Origin of the sequence: Coraliomargarita parva (assembly GCF_027257905.1) — a bacterium.
Classification (GTDB): Bacteria; Verrucomicrobiota; Verrucomicrobiia; order Opitutales; family Coraliomargaritaceae; genus Coraliomargarita_A; species Coraliomargarita_A parva.
This window is the reverse complement of record NZ_JAPZEI010000001.1, coordinates 347646-369962: the sequence shown is the minus strand read 5'-3', so window position 1 is coordinate 369962 and position 22317 is coordinate 347646. Positions and strand designations below refer to the sequence as shown.

Below are 22317 nucleotides of genomic sequence, written 5' to 3'. Positions count from 1 at the left end.
ATGTCACAACCCAATGTTCTCATTTTCTTCACCGACCAACAGCGTGCGGATACCTGTGGCTGTTATGGTCAAGCCCTCGACGTCACTCCACAGTTGGATCGTATGGCTCAAGAAGGCGTGGTTTTTAATCATGCCATGTCGATGCAGCCGGTGTGTGGTCCTGCGCGTGCCAGCTTGATGACGGGGCAGTATCCGACACGCACCGGATGCTTTCGCAATGCGATCGGACTCGCGCCTCATATGAAAACGATGGCGCATGCCATGTCGGGGGCCGGCTATGAGACCGCTTACATCGGTAAGTGGCACCTGTCGTCGCATCGGGATAGTGGCGACCCCGAGCGTCCGGATGTCGATTCCCGAAGCTCGCCGGTTCCCCCGGGGGGTCGTGGAGGTTTTGACGATTTCTGGCTCGCTTCGGATGTCTTGGAGTTTACCTCAACCGGATACAGTGGGCACATGTTTGCGGGAGATGGTTCCAAGCGTGAGTTTCCTGTCGGAGGCTATCGTGCGGATGTCCAGACCGATTGGGTTCTGGAATATCTTGAGAACCGGTCGACGCAGAAGCCATTCTTCCTGGTGACGTCTTATATCGAGCCGCATCACCAGAACAGTAGCGGACATTATGAAGGGCCACATGGGTCGAAGGAGAGGTGGAAGGATTTTGCGGTGCCAGGTGATTTAGTCGATACTGAAGGGGATTGGCGTGAGGAGTATCCGGACTATCTGGGCTGTTGTGAAGCCTTGGATCAGGGCCTAGGGCGTGTCCGTTCGAAGCTCCAGGAACTTGGAGAGCTTGAGAATACGGTTATCATCTACCTGGCAGATCACGGATCTCATTTTAAGACGCGAAATGGTGAATACAAGCGCTCTTGTCATGATTCGAGTTTGCATGTTCCACTCGTTATTTCCGGGCCCGGGTTTACGGGAGGGCAACGAATCGACCCTTGCGTGAGCTTGATCGATGTCCCCAGAACCGTTCTGAGTCTGGGAGGCGCGAAACTGATACCTGATATGGACGGGCGTGATTTAGGGGAGATTGTCGGTGGTTGTGACGACTGGCCAGATGAAGTTTTCTATCAGATCAGTGAGTCTGAAGTCGGGCGTGGGATTCGCAGCTTGCAATGGAAATATTATGTCCATGCTCTGGACTTGGATCCGTATAACGATTCCGCGTCCGATGTGTATCATGAGGCCTGTTTGTATGATTTGAAAAATGACCCATACGAGCGAAACAATCTGGTCGAGAGTCCCGCGCATGTTGAACTGCGTGCTGAACTTGCGAAACGATTGATCCGCCGGATGGTTGCGGCCGGTGAGGCCGCACCTGAAATTAGGCCAAAGCGCAGCCTTGCTCAATGAGTTGCCGGGACTTCTCAGACTTGCGACTGTAGCGTCCAATAGGCCCAGAATGGTTTCTTGGCACTGATTTGATCTGCATGAAGCGCGGGTGCTGCCTGACTGGAAGCGAGTCGCTGTAGTTGGCAGGTCTTCAGGCTATCGGGCAGTTGCCAGCTTGTTGTTTTGTCGGCAGGCTGAAAGCAACAGAGCACCCGTTCTTCCGCTTCACCTCGAATGAAGATTAGCGGCTGCCCCGGGCTGCCGGAGCTGAGAATCTCAATGGGTGCGTCGGCGGCAAAAGCAGATGTCGTCTTGTGCAGTTCGTTGAGCTGGCGAACTCGTTGGAGCAGGCTGTTTGTATCCGATTTCTGGGCACGGACGGTGGTGTTTCCGGGGGTAGGGTCGACGGGTAAGTAGAGCTTGTGCGGTGCGCAGGTGGAAAAACCGCAATTTTCCGAATTGTCCCAGTGCATGGGTGTGCGCGCACCATTGCGGGCGGGGTAGTGGCCTTCGTGGATGGGATTGTCGGAGGATTGCTGACGGAGTCCGATTTCATCTCCGTAATAAATGAAGGGGATGCCTGGCCAAGCGGCTTGAAAGGCAAAGACCGTTTCGAGGTCGCTTTCCTTTTGACCGGTTGCGATACGAGTGAGGTCGTGGTTTCCGGTGGGCACCGTGATAACTCCCTTTCCGCGTGTAAGTTCGTATTGCTCCTGCCATGTCTTGAGGTAAGTCTCGAAGTCGCCGGTGCCGGAGCGGCCGAAGTAGGCGTTGGCCTCGATGAGTTCGCCTTCCTGGTTGCGCGTGCCTCCATTGCGGAATATTTGCGTATAGCCTGTTGCCCAATGCAGGTATGCGGAATGGAAACCCGTGCCATCGAGTAGGTTGGACGGGTGCCCCTCTGCGATGAAGAAACATTCGGGGAAGTCGGGATCCAGGTCTTTGCGGACTTCGCGCCAAAAGCGTCGTATCTCGGCGTGTTCGGGGTCGTTTCGAATTAGAGAGTCCGCCATATCTACGCGAAAGCCGTCGGCTCCCATCGTGAGCCAGAATCGAAGGATTCGGCGCATCTCTGCCCAAAGCGCCTGCACGTCGGGATGTGTGGTGGGCAATTGCCATGGCTTGTCGTCTTCGATCTTGGCGAAACCGAAATTGAGTGCGGGCTGATTGCAGAAGAAGTTAACTAGGAAATTCCCATTTCGATTGGAATAGCCGTGGATCATTTTTTGATTCCATGGTGCGCCCCCATCGTTCCATGCGGAATCTGTCCAGATATACCAATTCTTGTATGGAGAGGCCGGTGTCGATTTTGAGGATTCCTTGAACCACTCATGGTCGATGCTGGTGTGCCCCGGCACAAAATCGATGATGACTCGAAGGCCGCGCGAATGTGCTTCGGTGAAAAGACGTTTCGCGTCTGCATTACTTCCGTAGCGTGGATCGACTTTGCAATAGTCTTGCACGTCGTAGCCGGCGTCCCGCATGGGAGATAGATAGAATGGGTTGAGCCATATGGCGGTGGCTCCAAGGTCTTTGATATAGTCGAGTTTCTGGATGACGCCTTCCAGGTCGCCAATGCCGTCGCCATTGGTGTCGTAGAAGGATTGTGGGTAAACTTCGTAGAATACCGCATTGCGCGTCCAGTCGGGGATATTGTTTTTCATCGATTTGCTATGCTGGGTTTTGAGTTGAGGTGCTGTTCTGACTGTCTTTTGTTGATTTTGTAGTGATCGCTTTCAGTCGGCTAAGGCTTATAATATGGTTTATCGATGACCGGATGAAGCTTTTCGATTTAGGTGTCTTCCTGTGGGAAAAATTTGGTTCGGGTATCAAGTTTAATCGAAGGTGTTCTTCTGGAATGTATAGTAATTAAAGGCATACCACACTTTCAGTGGCGCTCATTTTGCGAATTTTTAGTTAGCTCGATGCTGGGGCGAGGGTATTTTTAAGTTCGGATAGGGATGTCGGCAAATCGCACAGCAGAAGTCGGGAATCGACTATTGAGGCGAAGCGAATTGTGCTATTATGGTCAGAGTTCCCTTTATTCCATTCCCATGCATCCATGCATTCTGAAACGTGCCTCGCTTTACATTGATCTGATGACTGAGCGTGATACTGCTATGATTTCGTGACACCTCCCGCCCCCTATGATGATTTCCACTAGAGACCAAAGAGCTGGTTTTGCACTTGTCGTCAGCCTGGTGCTGATGAGCTTTATCCTGCTCTTGTTGCTTTCCATCGGAGCCATGGTGTCGGTTGAAACGAAGGTTTCGGATCAAAGCAAAATGCGGATAGAAGCCGACCAGAACGCGCTGCTTGCGCTGTCGGTCGCACTGGGTGAGCTGCAGCATGTCGCCGGTCCCGATCAGCGCGTGACCGCCCGGGCGGATCTTCAGTATCCGTCGGCAACACATTCCAAATGGACGGGGGTATATGGCCATGCGCTGACGCCTGACTACGATCTGGATCCGGTTTCCATTGCAACTGAAATGATGGACACTACCAAGGTGGATACTCAGGGCTCACCGGCTAAATTAGTTAGTTGGTTGGTCAGTGGAAATCAGGTGCAATTACCTACATTTGGAACGGCTGGTGAGATTATAGCACCGGCCGCAGCGACAGGTATTGATTTTTCTCCTGACGGAAGCGTTGCAAATTTGATGGCTGATACTGTCGCGGGAACGACGCAGCTCACGATCAATGATGTGGATGGTGTTGCACGGGCCGCACGCATTTTGGTCGGCCCCGGCCAAGTGGAGAGGGTCGAAGATTTTGTCGTCGCACCGGCGGTCGAGATAGAGGCTGAAGTGGCATCTGCTGCGGGTGGGCGATATGCTTGGTGGGTCGGCGACGAAGGTATCAAAGCCCGGGGCGATTTATCGATGCCACAGCAACTGGAGGAGGTAAAGCGTGCGTTCAATAATGCGCCGCGCGCTGCCATCGAGCTGATGGATCGGGCAGAAGCCCTGGATCTTTCGGGCAGTGGATTGACGCAGGCGGACTTGGTGGCCGTGCAGGTCGGGGACGACTATGATCCGCTTGCCGCCTTTGAGCGTGCTGCCGACTTGAAAGGGCTCGGGTTGCTTTCATCTGCGAGTGATTTCCCTGAGGTGCTCAATCATCGCTACCATGATATCAGCATGCATTCGATGTCTGTCCTTTCGGACTCCTTTGTCGGTGGGTTGAAGCGGGATTTATCCATACTGCTGGACGAGAGTTATTCGCCCGCTGTGAGTGATCCAACATCGGATTCGAAACGTCTGTGGGTTGCGCATCCAGGAGACCAGAGTGAATATGGGATTCCCTCATGGCGGCACCTCCGTAGTTTCGTGCAGACCCGGGTGGATCCGGCTACGAATTCGGTAGATGTCCGGTTGCCAGCATTTGATAAAAGTGGAGAAGTTGATGATGTGGGGGTTGCACCAGTCTTGACTTATGTCTCCTTGGGCTTTCGTGCGGCACCGGATTCAGTCCCGGCGGATGGAGTGGGCATCAATATGAATTTTTACCCGATGGTTGTCTTGTGGAATCCGTATGATTTCACCCTGAAGGTGCCCGATGCCGGTTTATATCCAGGTTCTGGAAATTTCGAGGTCGGTTTCCTGCCTGCATCAGAAACGACCATCAGCTTGGATGTGTATGATCCGGGTGTGGTGAATGACCCGACGAGTCCGGATGACGGCGTGGCGTATGAATGGCGCTCCAAGGATACCTTTACATTCAACTATATGTTGCAGGGTGCTGACGCGGATCAGGAATATATACGCTTCCGTCTGAATTGCCCCGACATTCCGCCCGGCCAAAGTTTGATTTTTTGCCTGCCGCCATCAGCCAGTGGGAGCCTCTATACCGAAAGTAATCTTCCTGTTTTGGAGAATATAGAACCAGAGCCCTCTAGCTATGTTTCCCTGCCTTTCAGTCAATTCGAGCCGGGAGAGAGCGATAAGGAATTTCGATTGGCGAACAGCTACTACTTCCCTTGGTGGAATGCCAATGGGAACTGGCAAGACAAAGGGCGCAGCCTGACGAACGGCAAAAGCGGATTGGCATTCACTTATTTGGGCGAGCCCGTTCAGGATCGTGTGAACTATAACAATGACGATCCGGAGACGACGAATCCGTCGGCAGCCAATCGCCGGTGGTATCAATCGCATATCAGTATCGGTTGGGATAACAATGTCGTTACGGAGATGCCGGGTTCGAGTGTTCTCATCGAAAGTGACAAGGGAGACCGCGTCTATGCGGAGCCTGCGCAAGTGTCTGTCATGCAGTCGCCGGAAGTTTTGTTCTATGATCCGCCGAGCAGTGCCTTGCCTGCTGCCTATGCGATGGTGATGCAGGCCCTGTTTTCGGGAGAGGGGTGGAATGCGCAGCTCAATAACAATCAATATATGTATACCACACGTTGGGTCGCGCAGGGAAATATGCGCGCGGTTCGTTCCGGACGGGGGCGTCGTGATAAGAACTATAACGTCTTGTTTACCGCCACGACAGGAACGAACGGAGTGAGCACGCCCTGGCAGAAATTTCAAAGTGATGAAGGGAGCGCGAGTAACCGGACCTCGGCTGGTAGTGGTCACGATTGGAAAAATGGTGCACCGGTCGAGGCCACACTGTTCGAGTTTGCACATGAGGACGATGTCTTTCAGTCGATTGGTCAGCTCCAACATGCGAATCTCTCTTTAATTGCCGATTACCCCTCTTATCCGATTGGAAACAGTATCGCGGATTTTCGTTTGAATGATAAGACGGTTCCCGCATCGGCATCTCCACCCGGCGGCTATGAACTTGCACGCGTTGATTTTGACGGCAATGCGGACGCGGATTTAAGGTTCAGCCAAGAGGGTTACTATGATATTTCATACTTACTGAATCGTAATTTATGGGATCGTTACTATTTCTCCACGGTTCCTGCGGATGGCGTCGTTCCCAATGAGCTTCCGAATTCGAGGTATCTCAAATACGGCAGCGCGCCGGATCTCCAGAATCCGGATGAGTCTGCCGCAGGGTTGATGCTACTGGGAGGCTTTAATATCAATTCGACTTCTGAGCAGGCTTGGAGGGCGGTTCTCGCAGGTGTCAACCAACTTGCGTATGATCCGGAGACAGAAGCCGCAACGGGAGAGTTGTCGGCTACGTTTTCCAGGTTCTTGCACCCGACTGCCAACGATGACCCCAATCTTGCCTGGGAGGGCTACCGGACATTGACTGATGCGCAGATCGCTCAGCTTGCGCATAATGTGGTTGAGGAGGTCCGGAACCGGGGACCCTTCATTTCCTTGAGTGATTTTATAAACCGCCGACTGGTGGACAATCCGGCTACGGATGACGGTAGTGCGAATTCGGGGGAATCCTGCGAGCATGAAAATTACCGTGGCACCTTGCAGGCTGCGATCGACCGGACCGATGTTAATTTTCCGGCCAATGATAAAACCCTTACCTTCTGGGATGACGATGCACTGACGGATAAGACACAGAATCAACCGTTCTATGATAAGAATCGTTTGTGGGGGGGCGATGAAATGAAGAAGCCATATACTAATCGCTCGGCTTTTGCGCCCAAGTATGTGACGCAGGCGGACGTGCTTTCAACGATTGGAGCCAGTTTGTCCGCGCGCTCCGACACATTCACGATCCGAGCCTATGGCGAGGTGGTCAGTCCGGTGACTTCAGATGTAGTTGCCCAGTCTTGGTGTGAGGCTGTGGTGCAACGTCTGCCCGACTATGTGGATTCGGGCGATGCTTCCGAGGAAGCGCCCACAACCTCGATTAATAGAGAATTTGGACGTAAATTTAAAATTTTAAGATTTCGATGGTTATCAAACGACGAGGTATAAGATTTATCGTCATCGGCTTACTGCTGGTGTTACGTATCCACGGTGAAGAGAGTTCGGCACCGGTTCAATTCCGCCTAATTGCTTTGGGCAATGTGGTGGAGATGCTCTATGAGGTGGATGGACATGCGGAAAAGATCTATGCGAGTCCCGGTGGATTCTCGAGGTATTACGATGCACCTGAACGTCGTAAATTACTGTTTTATCGAGAGGAGACAGCGCCGCCTGAAATCGGAGGGCTTGTCAAAGTGCCTCTTGCGAATGTTACCTTGCCCGGTGGTTCCGGGCCATTCTTGATCGTTCTGAAACCGGTTCAGAATGAAGCTGCGCCATACTACCAGCATGCGGTTTTTGATGCCTCGTTGGATGTGCATCGTAATGGTTACTTCCGCATATTTAATTTCTCCAAGCGTAAGATGGCCGTTCAATTGGCCAGAAAGAATATGGTGCTCGCATCCGCCCAATCGGAACTCGTTCAATACCCTGAGGAGAGTAAGGCTTGGCTCAAGGTGGCGGTGTCGAATCAGAAGGATGACGGCTGGATGCGGGTGAGCAGCTCCCCGCGTGCCATTAGCGAGAATACTCGGATCACGATATTCCTCGTGGATATTCCCCCCTCCGAGCAGGATCCGAATCCATTGGGTGTCGCAGTGCGTGAGTTCCGTGAGCGTATTTACGAGAACGAGTCCGGATTACATGTTCGGTGAGCGGGCACTGTCTTACCTGTTCGGGAAGCCCTTATTCACCGCTTGACCCGGCTCATTCACAGCATGTAATCCTTCTAGATATACCCTCCGACGACGCCCTATGAAACTCGAATTTCCTGATGACTTTACCTGGGGTGCCTCATCCTCTTCCTATCAAGTCGAGGGGGCATGGGACGCCGATGGCAAGGGGCTCTCGATCTGGGATATTTTTGTTGAGCGGGAAAATACGATTTGGCGAGGGCAGCATGGCCGTGTTGCCTGCGACCACTATCACCAGTTCAAGGAAGATGTGGCGCTGATGGCGCAAATGGGGATTGCCGCATACGGATTCTCTATTTCATGGCCTAGAGTCATGCCTGATGGCACCGGCCGGTTGAATGAGGCCGGACTCTCCTTTTACGAAGCCTTGGTCGATGAGTTGCTTGCGCATGGGATTGAACCCTGGGTGACGTTATTCCATTGGGATTTGCCGTATGAGCTGTTTTTGCGTGGTGGTTGGTTGAACCGTTCGATCCCAGGGTGGTTTGCCGATTATACTAAAGTGATCGTGGATCGTTTATCGGATCGGGTGAGTCACTGGATCACGATGAAGGACCCGCAATGTTTTATTGGCTTGGGGTATCATTCCGGTCGGCACGCGCCAGGTCATAAATTAGGTATGCGGGATGCATTGTTAGCTGGGCACCATGCATTGCTGGCTCATGGGCGTTCTGTGCAGGCCATTCGTGAGTATGCAAAACTGCCTCCGATGGTGGGATGGTCTCCCTCTTGTTCCGTCTATCGCCCAGCCACTGATTCAATGGATGACGTGAATGCGGCTCGCGAGGCGACTTCCGCTGTTTATCCGAAGGCATTGTGGAATACTCGCTGGTGGTCCGATCCTGTGATACTGGGCGGCTACCCGGAAGAGGGGTTGAGGGTGTATGGCAATGCGGTTCCCAAAGTTCCTGAGGCCGACTTTGGTGTCATGAAGCAGCCGATTGATTTTTATGGGTGTAACATCTTTCAGGCCCCTCCGGTGCAGATGGGGAAGGATTTACAGCCGGTTGCTTCGGAGTTGGAGCCTGGTGAGGCGATCTCCACATATGGTTGGACGCAGAACCCGAACTGTCTCTATTGGGGGCCGCGATTTATCTATGATATGTATAAGTTGCCACTTGTGATTACGGAAAACGGGTGCTCGACCTTGGATCGTGTCAGTCTCGACGGGGGCGTGCATGATAGCAATCGGGTGGATTTTATGGTCGGCAATCTTTTATGTCTCCAGAGGGCAATGAGCGAAGGGGTCGATGTTCGAGGCTATTTTCATTGGTCTTTAACTGATAATTTTGAATGGCAGGAGGGGTATCGCCAACGCTATGGCTTGATCCATGTCGATTACACGACACAGGTTCGCACGCTGAAGGACTCGGCTTATTGCTATAAGGAGATCATCGGCTCGAATGGACAAAGCCTCCAGCGCCACGTGCATTCCGAAAACCAACCCGTTCCATTCGTGGTGAAGGAAGCGATGCGTTATATCGAGAGCAGCATATCCGAGGTGTTTAACGTAAAAACAATTGCAGCTCATCTGAATTGCCATCCCGATTTTCTCAGTCGACGGTTCAAGCAACACACCGGTGTGAGCTTGAGCGCACATATACGGAGTGTGCGTGTCGGCCATGCGCGTCATTTGCTCCATAATCCGAATGTGCTGATCGGAGATGTAGCCGACTTATGTGGCTTTTCGGACCGTATCCACTTTAGCAAGGTATTTAAGAAGGAAATGGGAATCACCCCGGGGCAGTATCAAAAGCGTTTCCAGGATGATCCTGGGGAGGAAATGCATCCCGCGATCGAAATCGCTCAGAACCCGCGTTCCGTTTGATCGTGCCAGGGCTGCGCTTCTTGACTGTGGTGTATTTTTAAGAGGATCAGCAACTCGCAATTTATTGATCAGAGATGGTTTCACGCTGAGTGGAGCAGGTGTGTTAATATGGGTTTTCACCCCTAAAGTTAATTACTCCAAAATTATGATTCACTCAAAAGTGTCCTGTTCCATTCGTGGCATTGATGCCGCCTTCGTCTTAAAGAATTTGTCCGGGTCTTTGCGGTTTTTATTAAAGCATTTGGTCGGATGTTTGCTGATTGCCAACTGTGTTGCGGTGACTGCTTTGAGGGCCGCAGTGGTGGACTGGTCCGGTGCTGCGGGAGATGGGATTTTTTCAAATCCAAATAACTGGACCGGAGGCGCGATGCCTCTGAATACGGATGGGGCCAGGTTTAATCTCTCTGATGCTTCGTCCATCACGATGGATGGGAGAGTTACATTGGATGCACTTACTTTCGAGACGGATGGGTGGTCTATCAATGGGGGTGGATACACACTCTATGTGGACTCGGTGGCCAACAACGCTCTCGGAACAAATACAATTGATGCCAAAATGGCGATCTCGGATGGGTCGGTGATTTCTGCCGTGGCTGGTAGTGTGCTAACCGTTTCTGAAAGAATCGACACACGCGGTTACGATCTGGTTTTTAGTGGTGGTGGACGTGTTGAATTGGCGTTGGCACTGGGCGGCTCCAATGCAGCGGGGGGCGATTGGGGGGCGCATATCCAAGACGCCAGTGTGCTTGTCGACAGCGCTGAGGCGTTTGCTGGTTGGTCCAACGGCAAGGTCTTTATTGAGGACTTTGATGCGGTCCTTGAGCTTAAAAGCAATATGGATGCAGTTGAGCTATTGATCGCGAATGGCGAGATCGTAGACAGCTATGGCGGGGGCCTCGTGATCACCGATCTGATGAATGGATATGTTGAAGTCCGCCCTTATCAACCGGTCGGCACCGTCTGGACGGGGGAAGGCGGAGATACCCTTTTCGGCACTGCCGCGAACTGGAGTGGTCTTTATGTGCCTACATCTTCCGATGTCATCACGTTTGATGACAACAGCAATGGGAGTGTCGTCAATTTTACAGAGCGAACGACGGTTCAAGGTATTGATTTCCAAACTTCGGGGTGGACGTTGAATGGCAATGGCAACACGCTTTACACCACTCTAGTGGCTGGGGTGAGCGATGGGTTAAATACGATTGCGAGCAAGTTGGCGCTGAACTCTGGAGCCGAATTCCTGCTCCAGCCGTATGGCATGCTTGCGATTGCTGAAACCATCGATTCGCGTGGCTATGATCTTGTGTTTGGCGGAGGGGGCACGTTCGAACTGTCGAAGAAAATCGGTGGCACCAATTCAAGCGGCACGGATTGGGGCGCTCACATTCAGAACGCCCGTGTTGTAGTGGATTCTACCAGTTTAATGGCCGGATGGAGCACGGGAAAGGTCTTTTTGGAAGATGAGAATGCTGCCTTGGAATTGGCAACTACCGTTGCGGATGCCGAGTCGCAAATTCTAGGTGGCGATATCGTTGATGTGCTTGGACGTGGGCTGACTGTGACGGACATCGGTGGTGGCCGAACCGAAGTGCTTGCAGGCTATGAGCCGCCGTTGGCAGGGGCATGGCAGTTGGAGTTTGAGGATAATTTCGACGGAAATTCTTTGAATGGAAATCAATGGCGGTTGGGCACTGCAACCGGTGGCCTTGTTGGGAAGGCGGAGATTCACCCGCATGCGGTGACCGTTGCTGATGGCTTGCTCCACATCACCTCGCGTGAAGAACCGATTGTCATTGATGGCGTGACGTCGGATTATACGGCTGCCCAGATTAGCACCTTTAAGACATTCCGCCAGAAATACGGGTATTTCGAAGCCCGTATCAAGTATCCGGCAGTGACCGGGCTTTGGCCCGCCTTTTGGCTAATGCCGGATCGCGGACTTTATGGTCAGCAGAACCTTTATCATGAGAGCTATCTAAAATTTGACCTGAGCGGTATCAATTTATCTTCGGTTCAGAGTGCTGAACTGCGGGTGAAGCCGCTCTATGTCGAAGACACTTCCAATGGCAGCAATAACCTCGTGTTTATGAAGTTGGAAGATGATTCCTGGGATGCATCGACACTGACGTGGGAGGATCGCCTGACTCCCGATCCGCTTTGGTTGGCGCGATACGTGAATGGTGCTGTTGTCGGTCAGGACATGGTTGCCGATGTGACGGATTTTGTGGTGCAGGAAATGGCCGGAGATCAAGTGCTCAGCTTTGTTCTTGCCGATACTTTCATGCGCACGCGTCAGATTGGCTTCCACAGCAGTGAGGCGGCTAATGCGGATGATCGTCCCCGGCTAGTCATCGACGGGGTGACTTACTTCCCATCGGAAGATACCTATGTGCGCGCGGGAGCGTATGCCTCGATGAATTTTAGCTCCGAACCAGAACTTATCGTGGAGGAAGGCTGGGCGAATACAAGCACTACATATGATGGGGGTATGGAAGTTGATATTTTCGAATCACTTGGTATCTGGGGGGAGAACGTAACATCCCATGCATTGCACTGGGACGGTTATGGTGTGGACCATCAAAATTGGGGGCCGGGGGAGCACATTTACTATCCTGCCACACGTGATGACTTCCACACCTATGGTGTCTATTGGGAGGAGGGGCTCATCGAGTTCTTTGTGGATGGTGTGAAAACCGCAGAATTTGCCGACGAACGTGTGATGTCGGTTGAAGCCTACATGATACTTTCCTTGCAAGTGGGGGGATGGGATGGAAATACGGCAGGTCCCCAGGTCGACGGGCAGACGATCGAAGTCGATTGGGTGCGGGCCTGGAGTGGCACGAAAGAGTGATGTAGTCGGTGAGACTTGTCGGTAAACGACACTCATTCGGTCGGCGCAAGACTACTGGCAGGCCTATTTGCGTGCTATACTCCACTGGCTTGAGTCGGCAGGTCGGGATTGATTCTCGACTTGCCCTGTATCCCTCAGCCGAACCGCGATTTTATGAAAACGAACAACGGGCGTCGTCCCAATATCCTCTGGATCTCTTTTGAAGATACTTATCCCTATTACGGCTGCTATGGGGATAGCGTGGCGCGCACGCCGAATCTGGATCGCTTTGCGTCCGGGGGCTGCCTCTGGACGAACTGCTTTGCGACGGCTGGCGTTTGTGCGCCGGCACGCTCTGCGATTATCACGGGCATGTATCCGATTTCCATCGGGACCCAGCATATGCGGACGACGCATCAAAGTCCCACTGTTCCGGAATTGCCCACCCCGTATTCACCGGTGGTTCCTCCGCATGTGAAATGCTTTAGCGAATATTTCCGGGCGGCCGGTTATTTTTGCTCGAATAATGAAAAGACGGACTACCAGTTCGAGACGCCGCTGACGGCTTGGGACGACTGGGGCGAGTCTGCGCATTGGCGCAATCGACCGGATTTGGATCAGCCGTTTTTTGCGGTATTCAATCCCGGTCGCACACATGAGAGTGGCATGTGGGAGGGGAAGACTTCCGATGAAGAGTTCGATCTTGATTCGATTGTGGTGCCTCCATACCTGGCGGATACGATGGAAGTGCGAAAATCGCTGTCACGGATGTATTCGAATATCGAGCGCAGTGATCAAGAGTTTGGAGAGCTGTTGCAACAGCTGGAGGATGATGGTTTAACGGAAAATACCTACATTTTCCATTGGAGTGATCATGGCCCCTTGCCGCGCGGTAAGCGCTGGTTGTATGATGCCGGCATTCGAGTGCCATTGATCGCACGTGGTCCGGATCTCCCTCGGGGAGTGGTCAGTCCGCAGCTCGTGAGCACGATCGACTTGGCTCCCACCATGCTTTCATTGGCGGGGATCGAGTGTCCGAAGCATTTGCAGGGGCAGGTCTTTGCCGGGCCTGATGCGGAAAAGCCCCGGGACTATGTGTATGCCAGCCGGGACCGTATCGACGAGTCGTATGACCGGGTCCGCGCGGTTCGTGACGAACGCTTCAAGTATATCCGGAATTATTATCCGGATATTCCCTATTTCCAATGGGTGCCGTATTTGAATAAGCATCCGATCGTTCGCGAGATGATCGATCTGTATCTCGATGACAAGTTGGACACTGCGCAGTCGCTGATGTTTCAACCGCAACGCCCGGTCGAGGAACTCTATGACACTCGACTGGACCCGCATGAAATCAACAACCTTGCAGCTGATGAAAAATACGCAGAAGATTTGAAGCGCCTTGGAAACCAGATGGACCACTGGTTGGAGCGTGTCGGCGATCTGGGCGAAATCGATGAAGCCGAAATGGTGCGTCAATGGTATCCGGATGGAGTGCGACCGACGACAGCTCAGCCTAAAGCCTTCATCATTGGCAGAAATAATATTGGTGGAGTCGTTGTTCCGGATCGGGAGGTGGTGTCCTGTTCCGCTCCCAATCGACTGATGCTGTATTGCGCCTCGCAGGGGGCTTCGCTTGCTTACACTTTAGGGTCCGGCGAGTCTGCTCGCTGGCAACTCTATACAAAGCCGCTCAAGCTCGAAGAAGGAACTTATACGCTGAGGGTTCGGGCGGTTCGAGTTGGCTATTTTGAGAGCCAGGAAGCTCGGTTTGAGCTGCAAATCACTAGCTTGACGGTTGCTGAAATGGACGCTCAACCGAGCGTTGCCGGGAGTCAGTAAAAGGCAACAATCCAGTCGGAAGATGGCTAACAATATTCATCTACGTATGTTAAGATGCTATTTCAATTCACCCTAAATATAATCTCCGAGCACAACTTCCAATGAATACTTGCAAACTGTTAAAATACTCCGGCCTGCTTCTTGCGTCGAACCTGACTTTCATTCTGACTCCGACTGAGGCTTCGACCGTTACCTTTTCCGCGTGGCAGGATAGTGGCGTGAATCAAAATACTTCCACATCTGAAACTGCAGTCCTTACACAGGATGGCGTGACTTTTACTCTGGCAATTGAAAGCGTTGGCACACAGCCCTCGCCGTCAAACATTACAGCTCTAAATGGAGGTGTCGGGGATCGTTTAGGAGTCCGTAATGGTCTGGATAACGGAGGGCTTGATAGTGGGGCAACGGTTTTAGAGACGACTACAAATGGTGTGGATACGTCGGATGATGAGGCCTTGAAATTTTCGCTGACGGTATCTGGCGCGACTTTAACTTCATTGTCGCTGGAGGGCTTCCAGCTTTTGTCGTGGGGATTGAATGAGAGTCTAACTTTCTCTGATGGCACAACTGCATTTGATTTTACTTCTGATGGTTCGGATTCAGGCCTTTTCAATTATGCTGGCGACACTGGCATCGTGGTAATGACGGGACTGACGGGGCTTACGATCGCAAATGTTGGCGGGCAGGGGAGCGACACTTGGGAGTTGACCGTGTATGCCCGCGACAAGCTTGAAGGAGGTGATAGCACAAGCACCGGCTTCGGTATCGATAGTATCAGCTTCAACTATACTGTCGCCGTCCCGGAGCCAGCTCTGGCTGGTTCTCTGCTCGGATTGGGAGCTTTGGGATTGGTTGTGTATCGCCGCAAACGGCGCTAATTGCCGTGGCGATCTTTTCCGACCGGCTCCTTGATTTTGTTGATTAGGGGGCGTGGGAGCGTGTGTTAGGTAGGCTGTCGGTGGCCGACCACATGGGATTGTGTGCTCTGGCACTTTGGCTTTTTGTGAATTTTAGACTGCTTTCGTGGGGCGAGTTGTTGGATCGGGCCAATCTTGGATTGAAGCAGTGTCGTCTGATCTCAAATAATAGTATGGAAAATCGATTTAGTATTAGGGCGGGGTTTATTGTTGTCTCGCTTTTCGCTGCGTTAACCTGTCGTGCTGAGACGCCGCCGAATGTGATTTATATTCTGGCGGATGATCTCGGTTACGCTGAAGTCGGCTACAATGGGCAGGAGAAGATCCAGACCCCGGAACTGGACACGATGGCTTCGCAAGGGATGCGTTTTACCAATCACTATTGTGGCAATTCCGTCTGTGCGCCGTCGCGTTGTAGTCTGATGACGGGGAAGCATCCCGGGCATGCGTATATCCGTTCCAATAGCCCAACTTATCCGGATGGGCAGACGCCACTGCTGGAAGGCACGGAAACTGTTGGTCGACTGATGCAGCGTGCGGGCTACAAGACTGCGGTTATCGGAAAGTGGGGGCTGGGCTCGGTTTGGGATAGCGGGAACCCAAATAAACAGGGATTCGACTATTTCTTCGGCTACACGGATCAGCGTCTCGCGCATAACTACTATCCAGAATACCTTTGGCGGAATTCCGAGAAAGTTATCTTGGACAATGGTAACGGCAAAGAGAACGACTATAGCCACGACCTCTTTACGTTGGAAGCGTTGCAGTTTATTGATGAAAATGGAGCGCATCCGTTCTTCCTTTACCTCGCCTACACCATCCCGCACTTGGCCTATCAAGTTCCTGATCTTGCCCAGTATGAAGAGATGGATTGGCCATCAAAGATGAAAATCCATGCGGCAATGACTTCGCGCATGGACCGTGATATCGGTGTGATCAAACGACGTTTGGAAACGCTGGGTCTTGCGGAGAAGACTCTGATCATTTTCAGCAGTGATAATGGGGCACACGGCCAGCATGGCTCACTGGATTTTTTTCATAACTCCGGTGAGTTGCGTGGCAAAAAGCGTGATATGTATGAGGGTGGCGTTCGCTCGCCGACTATCGCGTATTGGCCGGGGCACGTGCGTGCTGGCAGTGTGAGCGATCACCTCTCTGCTTTTTGGGACCTATTGCCGACCTTGTCTGAATTAACCGGCGAACCCATCCAGGGCGAGACAGACGGCATCTCGATCTTGCCGACTCTCCTGGGAGACGAACAGGATCAAAAAGAGCATGCATATCTGTATTGGGAGTTGTATGAAGGTTCTCCAAATCAGGCAATACGCATAGGAAAGTGGAAAGGCATCGTGGCGGATCGGCGTGAGGGCACGAATATTGAACTGTATGATCTAACTGCAGACGTAAGCGAGCAAGCCGATGTGGCATCGACTCATCCCGATGTGGTCGATCAGATCGATAAAGCCTTAAAGCAAGCACATGTGCCAAATCCCTATTGGGCAAAAGACAATGTTCCACTATACAATGTGCAGGCCGCTTGTGAGGTGAATGCGGTAAAGCCGCCCGCAACCGAGTCTGAAGAGTCACATTAATCGTCGATCAAGGCTCTAATTATGCACTGGATCGATTGGATTATTGTGTTCGTTCCCGTATCGGTGGTCTTGGGCTTGGCCGTTTACAGTCGCCGGTATGTTCGTGGGGTGGTTGACTTTTTGGCGGCCGGACGGGTTGCAGGACGTTATGTGCTATCGGCCGGGGACCTGACATCAGGGCTCAGCGTTATTACTCTGGTGGCCTTGGTTGAGGCAAAATACCAGGTCGGTTACGCACTGACATTTTGGGAATATATGATGGTTCCGGTATGGGTCGCCATGGGATTGACTGGATACTGTGTGTATCGTTTTCGGGAGACACGTTCGCTGTCCATCGGTCAATTTCTTGAGATGCGTTATAACCGGCCCTTGCGTATTGTCGCTGCGGGGTTGCGCACATTTTCCGAAATGGTGACGAATGCAATCGGACCGGCGGTGGCGGCAAACTTTTTTATCTACTATATCGGATTGCCCCATCAGTTGTCGCTTTTCGGAATCAACATGCCAACATTCGGGCTGATCGTGGCACTGTCTTTATGCTTGTGCATGCTTGTGATTTGGCCGGGTGGGCGTATTTCCCTGCTCATTTCAGATGCGTTTCAGGGGCTAATGAGTTACCCGATCTTCGTCATTGTTGCCGGATATATCTTCCTGCATTTCGGGTGGAACGACACCATTGGTCCTGTGATGATGGACCGCGTGCAAGGGGAAAGTTTTATTAATCCCTTCGATATCGAGAAGCTCCGAGATTTTAATATTTTTGCACTCGTAGTGACGATTCTGGGGAACGTTCTCAACCGTGCGAGTTGGATTGGCAACGACACGACCAACTGTGGCCGCACGCCTCATGAACAAAAGATGGCAGGTATTCTGGGCACTTGGCGTGCGCTTTATGCGCAATTAATGCTTCTGCTGATTGCGGTGATGATGATCGCGCTGATGACGCATCAAAAATTTGCGGATCAGACCCACGACATTAGACTGGAACTGACAGCAAAAGTCGCGGAGGAGGCGGTGGTGGATCCGCGATTAAGAGAGCAACTGAACGCGAACCTGTCTCAGATCCCCGTCCAGAAGCATCGGATTGGAGAGGATACTCCACTTTCGCGTGAGGAGAACATCGATACACCTTATATTGAGACTGCGCGTTCTACTTTGGCAGGCACCCCACAAGGCAATTTGGAGTTTCAAAAGTTCCGCACGCTCTACCATCAGATGATGCTTCCGGTCGCCTTGAAAAATATTTTACCGGTGGGATTGATGGGATTGTTTTGTCTTTTGATGATCATGTTGTTGATCTCGACTGACGACTCACGGGTATTCAACGCTTCGTCGACTATTATTCAGGATATTATCCTGCCGTTTCGAAAAAAAACGTTCACTCCGAAGCAACACTTGCGGGTATTACGTCTGTCTTCCGTTGGGGTTTGCCTCTTTTTCTTTTTCGTTTCCATCTTCTTCGTTCAGCTGGATTATATCATGATGTTTACGGTCATCATGACCGGTTTATGGCTAGGTGGTGCGGGGCCAATCATGATCTTCGGACTCTACAGCCGGTTTGGGAATTCCGTTGGCGCGTTTGGTTCGCTGATCTTTGGCTCTGGCCTTTCGCTTGTCGGCCTGCTTCTGCAGCGGAATTGGGCTGAAACGGTTTATCCCTGGCTGGATGCGCGAGGGTGGGTCGAAGCGATCGGGCATTTACTGGAGAATGTTTCCAGCCCGTTCAATCCATACATTGTGTGGCAGATGAATGCTGTGAAATTTCCGATTAATTCTTACGAGCTCTACTTTATGGCGATGGTGAGTGGAATTGCAGCTTATGTTATCGGTTCGGCACTGACACAGCGCAGGCCCTTCAATCTGGATAGGCTGCTGCACCGAGGCGTTTATGACGTCGCTCACGAGTATAAAGAGCCCTTGAAGTGGACGATTGGAAACGCATTCAAAAAGCTGATCGGCATCACGCCGGAATATACACTTGGCGACCGCATTATAGCTTGGTCGGTCTTTGGTTACGCGCTCATCTATAAATTCGGGCTGTGCTTTTGCGGAGTGTTGCTTTGGAACTTGATCTCGCCATGGCCGAAACAGTGGTGGAGTCATTATTTTCTGGTCACGAGTTTATGTGTGACTGCTGTTCTAGGAATCATTTCAACGGTATGGTTCTTCATCGGTGGAATTATTGATATCCGTAAACTCTTTCGGGATCTTACGGCACGGATCGATGACCCATTGGATAATGGTATGGTTGAAGGGCACGTTTCACTGGCAGACAAAGCCGCCTTTGAAGCCAAAGGAGTGCCTGTCTCAAAAGACGAAGAATAGTGGCAATAGCACTGTGCATATTGCTTTACCAGAGTCCTGTAAGATTGGCTTATTAGGCAGCTGCTGGATAGACTTGGGCGGGCGTGCTCCTTGGCTCTTCTACTGAGCAAAGTGTTCGGACAACTTTGGCAAAACAACGAAGTAGGAATATGTTCCTATAATGCGGTTGGTCAACAATCGAGTAGAGTAGCGGCCTGAGAACGGAAGAGGCATTCGGAACAGCGCTTAAGTTGGTGAGGAACAGGGAGGGCCTGTCTCAGGCCAAACTTGCGGCTGCCTGTCGTTGTGATGTCACTTCCATCTCAAAACTTGAACGGGGGCTAACTCAGCCGTCGCTCCATTTTATGTTAGTGCTGGCTAAAGGGCTCGGCGTGTCACCCGAAGAGCTATTGTCGAAAACTCTGGAAAACGAACCAGAGCTACCTTGAATTGAGATGCCGTGTGGTGAGGCTTATTGTTTGCCGCCTAGGAAATACGCCCGGAAGGTAACTCCGCCCCGCATTGCTCGCAGGCAAATAGGCTAATTGCGGGCATCTTGGTCTAAGATAGAAGCCTCAGAAGCTCCGACTAAGCTCAAACAGCGAAATCGAAAAAATATCCTACAAATTTTTGGTCAATGGGACTCCTTACTGAAGGGGGCCAGCTGTCTTTTCTCGGGCGCTAGGAGATAACCTTGATTCCCCGCTCCTTGGCTACGCGCTCCAAATAGGCCCCGGTGTTCTCTTCGTTGGCCTGAGCCCTTAGCTTGCCCCGCTCGCTCGCGGGCAAGTGTGACAAGTCGCCGAGATTCTTCTGGATTGTCGGTGATTGCCCGCTCGGCTTTTTTGAAGAACTGCTTATAGCTGCCATTGAATAAAGATGCCATAAGCCCCCGCACCTCGTCAATCGGCAAGCGTCCTTCAATCCCGGGGAGGAGGGCTCAAAAAAATCTTCGCATACTTTAGCGATTTGGGACTCCTGCGCCAACCCCGGGTGCTTTAGGGAGCCGAAAAAGTGTCTATCCATCTGAGACCGATCTCCTTGTTCCTTCGGGGGTGCTGTGAGGGTGTCCCGGGGGTGTAGGTGTTGAGCAATCGTTGAGCATTTGAAACTCGAATACAGCTTTTCCCAACCGAGGACAATTTTTCCCCTGAAGTGGCAGAATCGTGCTGAAGCTACTGTTTATGCGACTTCGCGGGCACAAAAAAGCCTCTCCTGAAATCTCAGAAGAGGCTTAAATGGGTGCAGGGCTAGGATTTGAACCTAGGACCTTCAGGTTATGAGCCTGACGAGCTACCGGGCTGCTCCACCCTGCAATAAATTGGACTGTTGGGGGCGCTGTTGGTGAGAACTGCGCCGAACAAGTAAAAGCCGGTCAATAAGGCCTTCGTTTGGGTGCCTGTAAAGGGGAAAATGAAAAAAAGTTTTGGTGGGGGCTTTTTTTAGGATCATCGTCACTTACCGGGTAAGGGCTTGTTGATGTGGACGGATTCCATCGGGTCAGACTCGCGTATCGCTTATCCGTGAGCTCGAGTGCTTCTATGGGAAGGCTTGATAGTGGACCCCTCCGTCTCCGCTCCGCGGATCCACCTCCCCTGCCTGCACCCGTCTTCGTCTAAGACTACGCCGAGCCAGGGGGGAGGAGTTTTATATGTGGGGATTTTTTTGGGGTGGGGCTTGGTAAGCAGGTGTTGGGTCATCGACGTGACCGTCGATGCTAGGGGAACGATAATGTAGCATCCAGCGTGAGCTGGATGATGGGGCGTGCTGGGGTGCTGTTCCACTCAACGCAGGGGCAATGCGTTCTTTCCAGCTCATCTCTCTAAGATCCGCTACCTGTAATTCTGCTGGGTGAATCGTTCAACCGGTTATCGGGGCACAAAAAAGGCCAGCCGCGTTGCTGCGGCTGGCCTGGAAAGAGGAGCTGTTTGACGCTTTAGCCTTTGATTTGCTCGAAGGCCCACTCGAGCCAGGGCAGGAGTGCGGCGGTGTCTTCGGCGTCGACGGTGGCGCCGCCCCAGATGCGGATGCCGGCGGGGGCGTCGCGGTAGCTGCCGAAGTCGTAGGCCACGTCCTCGGCTTCGAGGAGCTTGACGATTTGCTTGGCCTTGGCGGCTTGCTCGTCCTCAGGCAGGGCCTGGTACCAGTCTGCGGTGATCTTGAGGCAGATGGAGGTATTGGAGCGTGTGGCGGGCTCTTCGGCGAGGAAATCGATCCAGTCGGTCTGCTCGACCCAGTCGGCCACGACCTTGAGGTTGGCGTCGGAGCGGGCGACGAGTGCGGGCAGGCCGCCGATTTCCTCGGCCCACTTGAGGCCGTCGAGGGCGTCTTCCACGCAGAGCATGGACACGGTGTTGATGGTGGCGCCTTCAAAGATGCCCTTGATGAGCTTGCCGCCCTTGGTCATGCGGAAGATCTTCGGCATAGGCCAGGCGGGGGTGTAGCTCTCGAGGCGCTCGATGGCGCGCGGGCTGAGCACGATCATGCCGTGGGCGGCTTCGCCCCCCATGACCTTCTGCCAGGACCAGGTGACGACGTCGAGCTTGCTGAAGTCCATATCCATGGCGAAGACGGCGGAAGTCGCATCGCAGATGGTCAGGCCGGCACGGTCGGCGGGGATCCAGTCGGTGTTGGGAACCTTGACCCCGGAAGTGGTGCCGTTGTAGGTGAAGACGACGTCGTTGTCGAAATTGACTTTGGAGAAATCGGGCAGCTTGCCGTAGTCGGCCTCGTGGCGGGTGACATTCTCCAGCTTAAGTTGCTTGATCACATCGGTGACCCAGCCGGAACCGAAAGACTCCCATGCGCACATTTCGACGCCGCGGGCGCCGAGGAGGGACCAGAGTGCCATTTCGACGGCGCCGGTATCGGAGGCCGGCACGATGCCGCAGACATAGCCTTCGGGGAGCCCGAGGATGCCGGCGGAGCGGTCGATGACGTCCTGGATGCGGGCCTTGGCTTCCTTGGCACGGTGGGATCGGCCCACCATTGCGTCTGAGATCGCGTCGAAGGTCCAGCCAGGACGCTTCGAGCACGGGCCTGAAGAGAAATATGGGCGGTTGGGCTTGGTTGTCGGTTTCATTTTG

The 22317-nt window shown here is 52.6% G+C and carries 13 protein-coding genes and 1 tRNA gene; 10 read left to right on the top strand and 4 right to left on the bottom strand.

Going from position 1 to position 22317, the window contains the following annotated elements; genetic code table 11:
* Nucleotides 1-1359: a sulfatase family protein gene (locus tag O2597_RS01445; protein ID WP_269522392.1), complete on the top strand. Its 1359-nt coding sequence runs from the start codon at nucleotides 1-3 to the stop codon at nucleotides 1357-1359.
* A 14-nt stretch (nucleotides 1360-1373) separates the two neighbouring features.
* On the opposite strand, the gene O2597_RS01440 is transcribed toward O2597_RS01445, so the two are convergent.
* Entirely contained in the window at nucleotides 1374-3002 is a 1629-nt protein-coding gene (locus O2597_RS01440; protein WP_269522391.1) for an alpha-amylase family glycosyl hydrolase, read from the bottom strand.
* A gap of 483 nt (nucleotides 3003-3485) precedes the next feature.
* Between O2597_RS01440 and O2597_RS01435 the strand changes: the two genes are divergently transcribed.
* The 9 genes from O2597_RS01435 (at nucleotide 3486) to O2597_RS18685 (ending at nucleotide 19680) form a co-directional block, all read left to right on the top strand.
* On the top strand, nucleotides 3486-7175 hold the full coding sequence (locus tag O2597_RS01435) for a hypothetical protein (RefSeq protein WP_269522390.1): 3690 nt from the start codon (nucleotides 3486-3488) through the stop codon (nucleotides 7173-7175).
* Nucleotides 7151-7879: a hypothetical protein gene (locus tag O2597_RS01430; protein WP_269522389.1), complete on the top strand. Its 729-nt coding sequence runs from the start codon at nucleotides 7151-7153 to the stop codon at nucleotides 7877-7879. The genes O2597_RS01435 and O2597_RS01430 overlap by 25 nt, the downstream gene beginning before the upstream one ends.
* A 100-nt stretch (nucleotides 7880-7979) precedes the next feature.
* Nucleotides 7980-9746, top strand: coding sequence for a GH1 family beta-glucosidase (locus O2597_RS01425; protein WP_269522388.1), 1767 nt, complete (start codon nucleotides 7980-7982; stop codon nucleotides 9744-9746).
* A gap of 64 nt (nucleotides 9747-9810) precedes the next feature.
* A complete protein-coding gene (locus tag O2597_RS01420) occupies nucleotides 9811-12597 on the top strand; it encodes a CBM96 family carbohydrate-binding protein (RefSeq protein WP_269522387.1) in 2787 nt (928 codons plus the stop codon).
* Between the two features lie 153 nt (nucleotides 12598-12750).
* On the top strand, nucleotides 12751-14418 hold the full coding sequence (locus O2597_RS01415; protein ID WP_269522386.1) for a sulfatase family protein: 1668 nt from the start codon (nucleotides 12751-12753) through the stop codon (nucleotides 14416-14418).
* A 101-nt stretch (nucleotides 14419-14519) separates the two neighbouring features.
* The gene (locus O2597_RS01410; RefSeq protein WP_269522385.1) at nucleotides 14520-15296 is read left to right on the top strand and encodes a PEP-CTERM sorting domain-containing protein; all 777 of its coding nucleotides are present in this window, start codon (nucleotides 14520-14522) and stop codon (nucleotides 15294-15296) included.
* A 212-nt stretch (nucleotides 15297-15508) separates the two neighbouring features.
* Nucleotides 15509-16927: an arylsulfatase gene (locus O2597_RS01405; RefSeq protein WP_269522384.1), complete on the top strand. Its 1419-nt coding sequence runs from the start codon at nucleotides 15509-15511 to the stop codon at nucleotides 16925-16927.
* 21 nt (nucleotides 16928-16948) lie between these two features.
* Nucleotides 16949-19252 carry a sodium:solute symporter family protein gene (locus tag O2597_RS01400; RefSeq protein ID WP_269522383.1) on the top strand — a complete coding sequence of 768 codons (2304 nt, stop codon included), beginning with the start codon at nucleotides 16949-16951 and terminating at the stop codon, nucleotides 19250-19252.
* Between the two features lie 194 nt (nucleotides 19253-19446).
* The gene (locus O2597_RS18685; RefSeq protein ID WP_425603710.1) at nucleotides 19447-19680 is read left to right on the top strand and encodes a helix-turn-helix domain-containing protein; all 234 of its coding nucleotides are present in this window, start codon (nucleotides 19447-19449) and stop codon (nucleotides 19678-19680) included.
* Nucleotides 19681-19912: 232 nt separating this feature from the next.
* Here O2597_RS18685 and O2597_RS01395 read toward each other — a convergent pair whose 3' ends face one another.
* The 3 genes from O2597_RS01395 to O2597_RS01385 all read right to left on the bottom strand — a co-directional run bounded on the left by O2597_RS01395 (nucleotide 19913) and on the right by O2597_RS01385 (nucleotide 22313).
* Nucleotides 19913-20101, bottom strand: coding sequence for a hypothetical protein (locus O2597_RS01395; RefSeq protein WP_269522382.1), 189 nt, complete (start codon nucleotides 20099-20101; stop codon nucleotides 19913-19915).
* Between the two features lie 369 nt (nucleotides 20102-20470).
* A tRNA-Met gene (locus O2597_RS01390) sits at nucleotides 20471-20547 on the bottom strand.
* Between the two features lie 620 nt (nucleotides 20548-21167).
* A complete protein-coding gene (locus tag O2597_RS01385; protein ID WP_269522381.1) occupies nucleotides 21168-22313 on the bottom strand; it encodes a phosphoserine transaminase in 1146 nt (381 codons plus the stop codon).
* Between the last annotated feature and the right edge of the window lie 4 nt (nucleotides 22314-22317).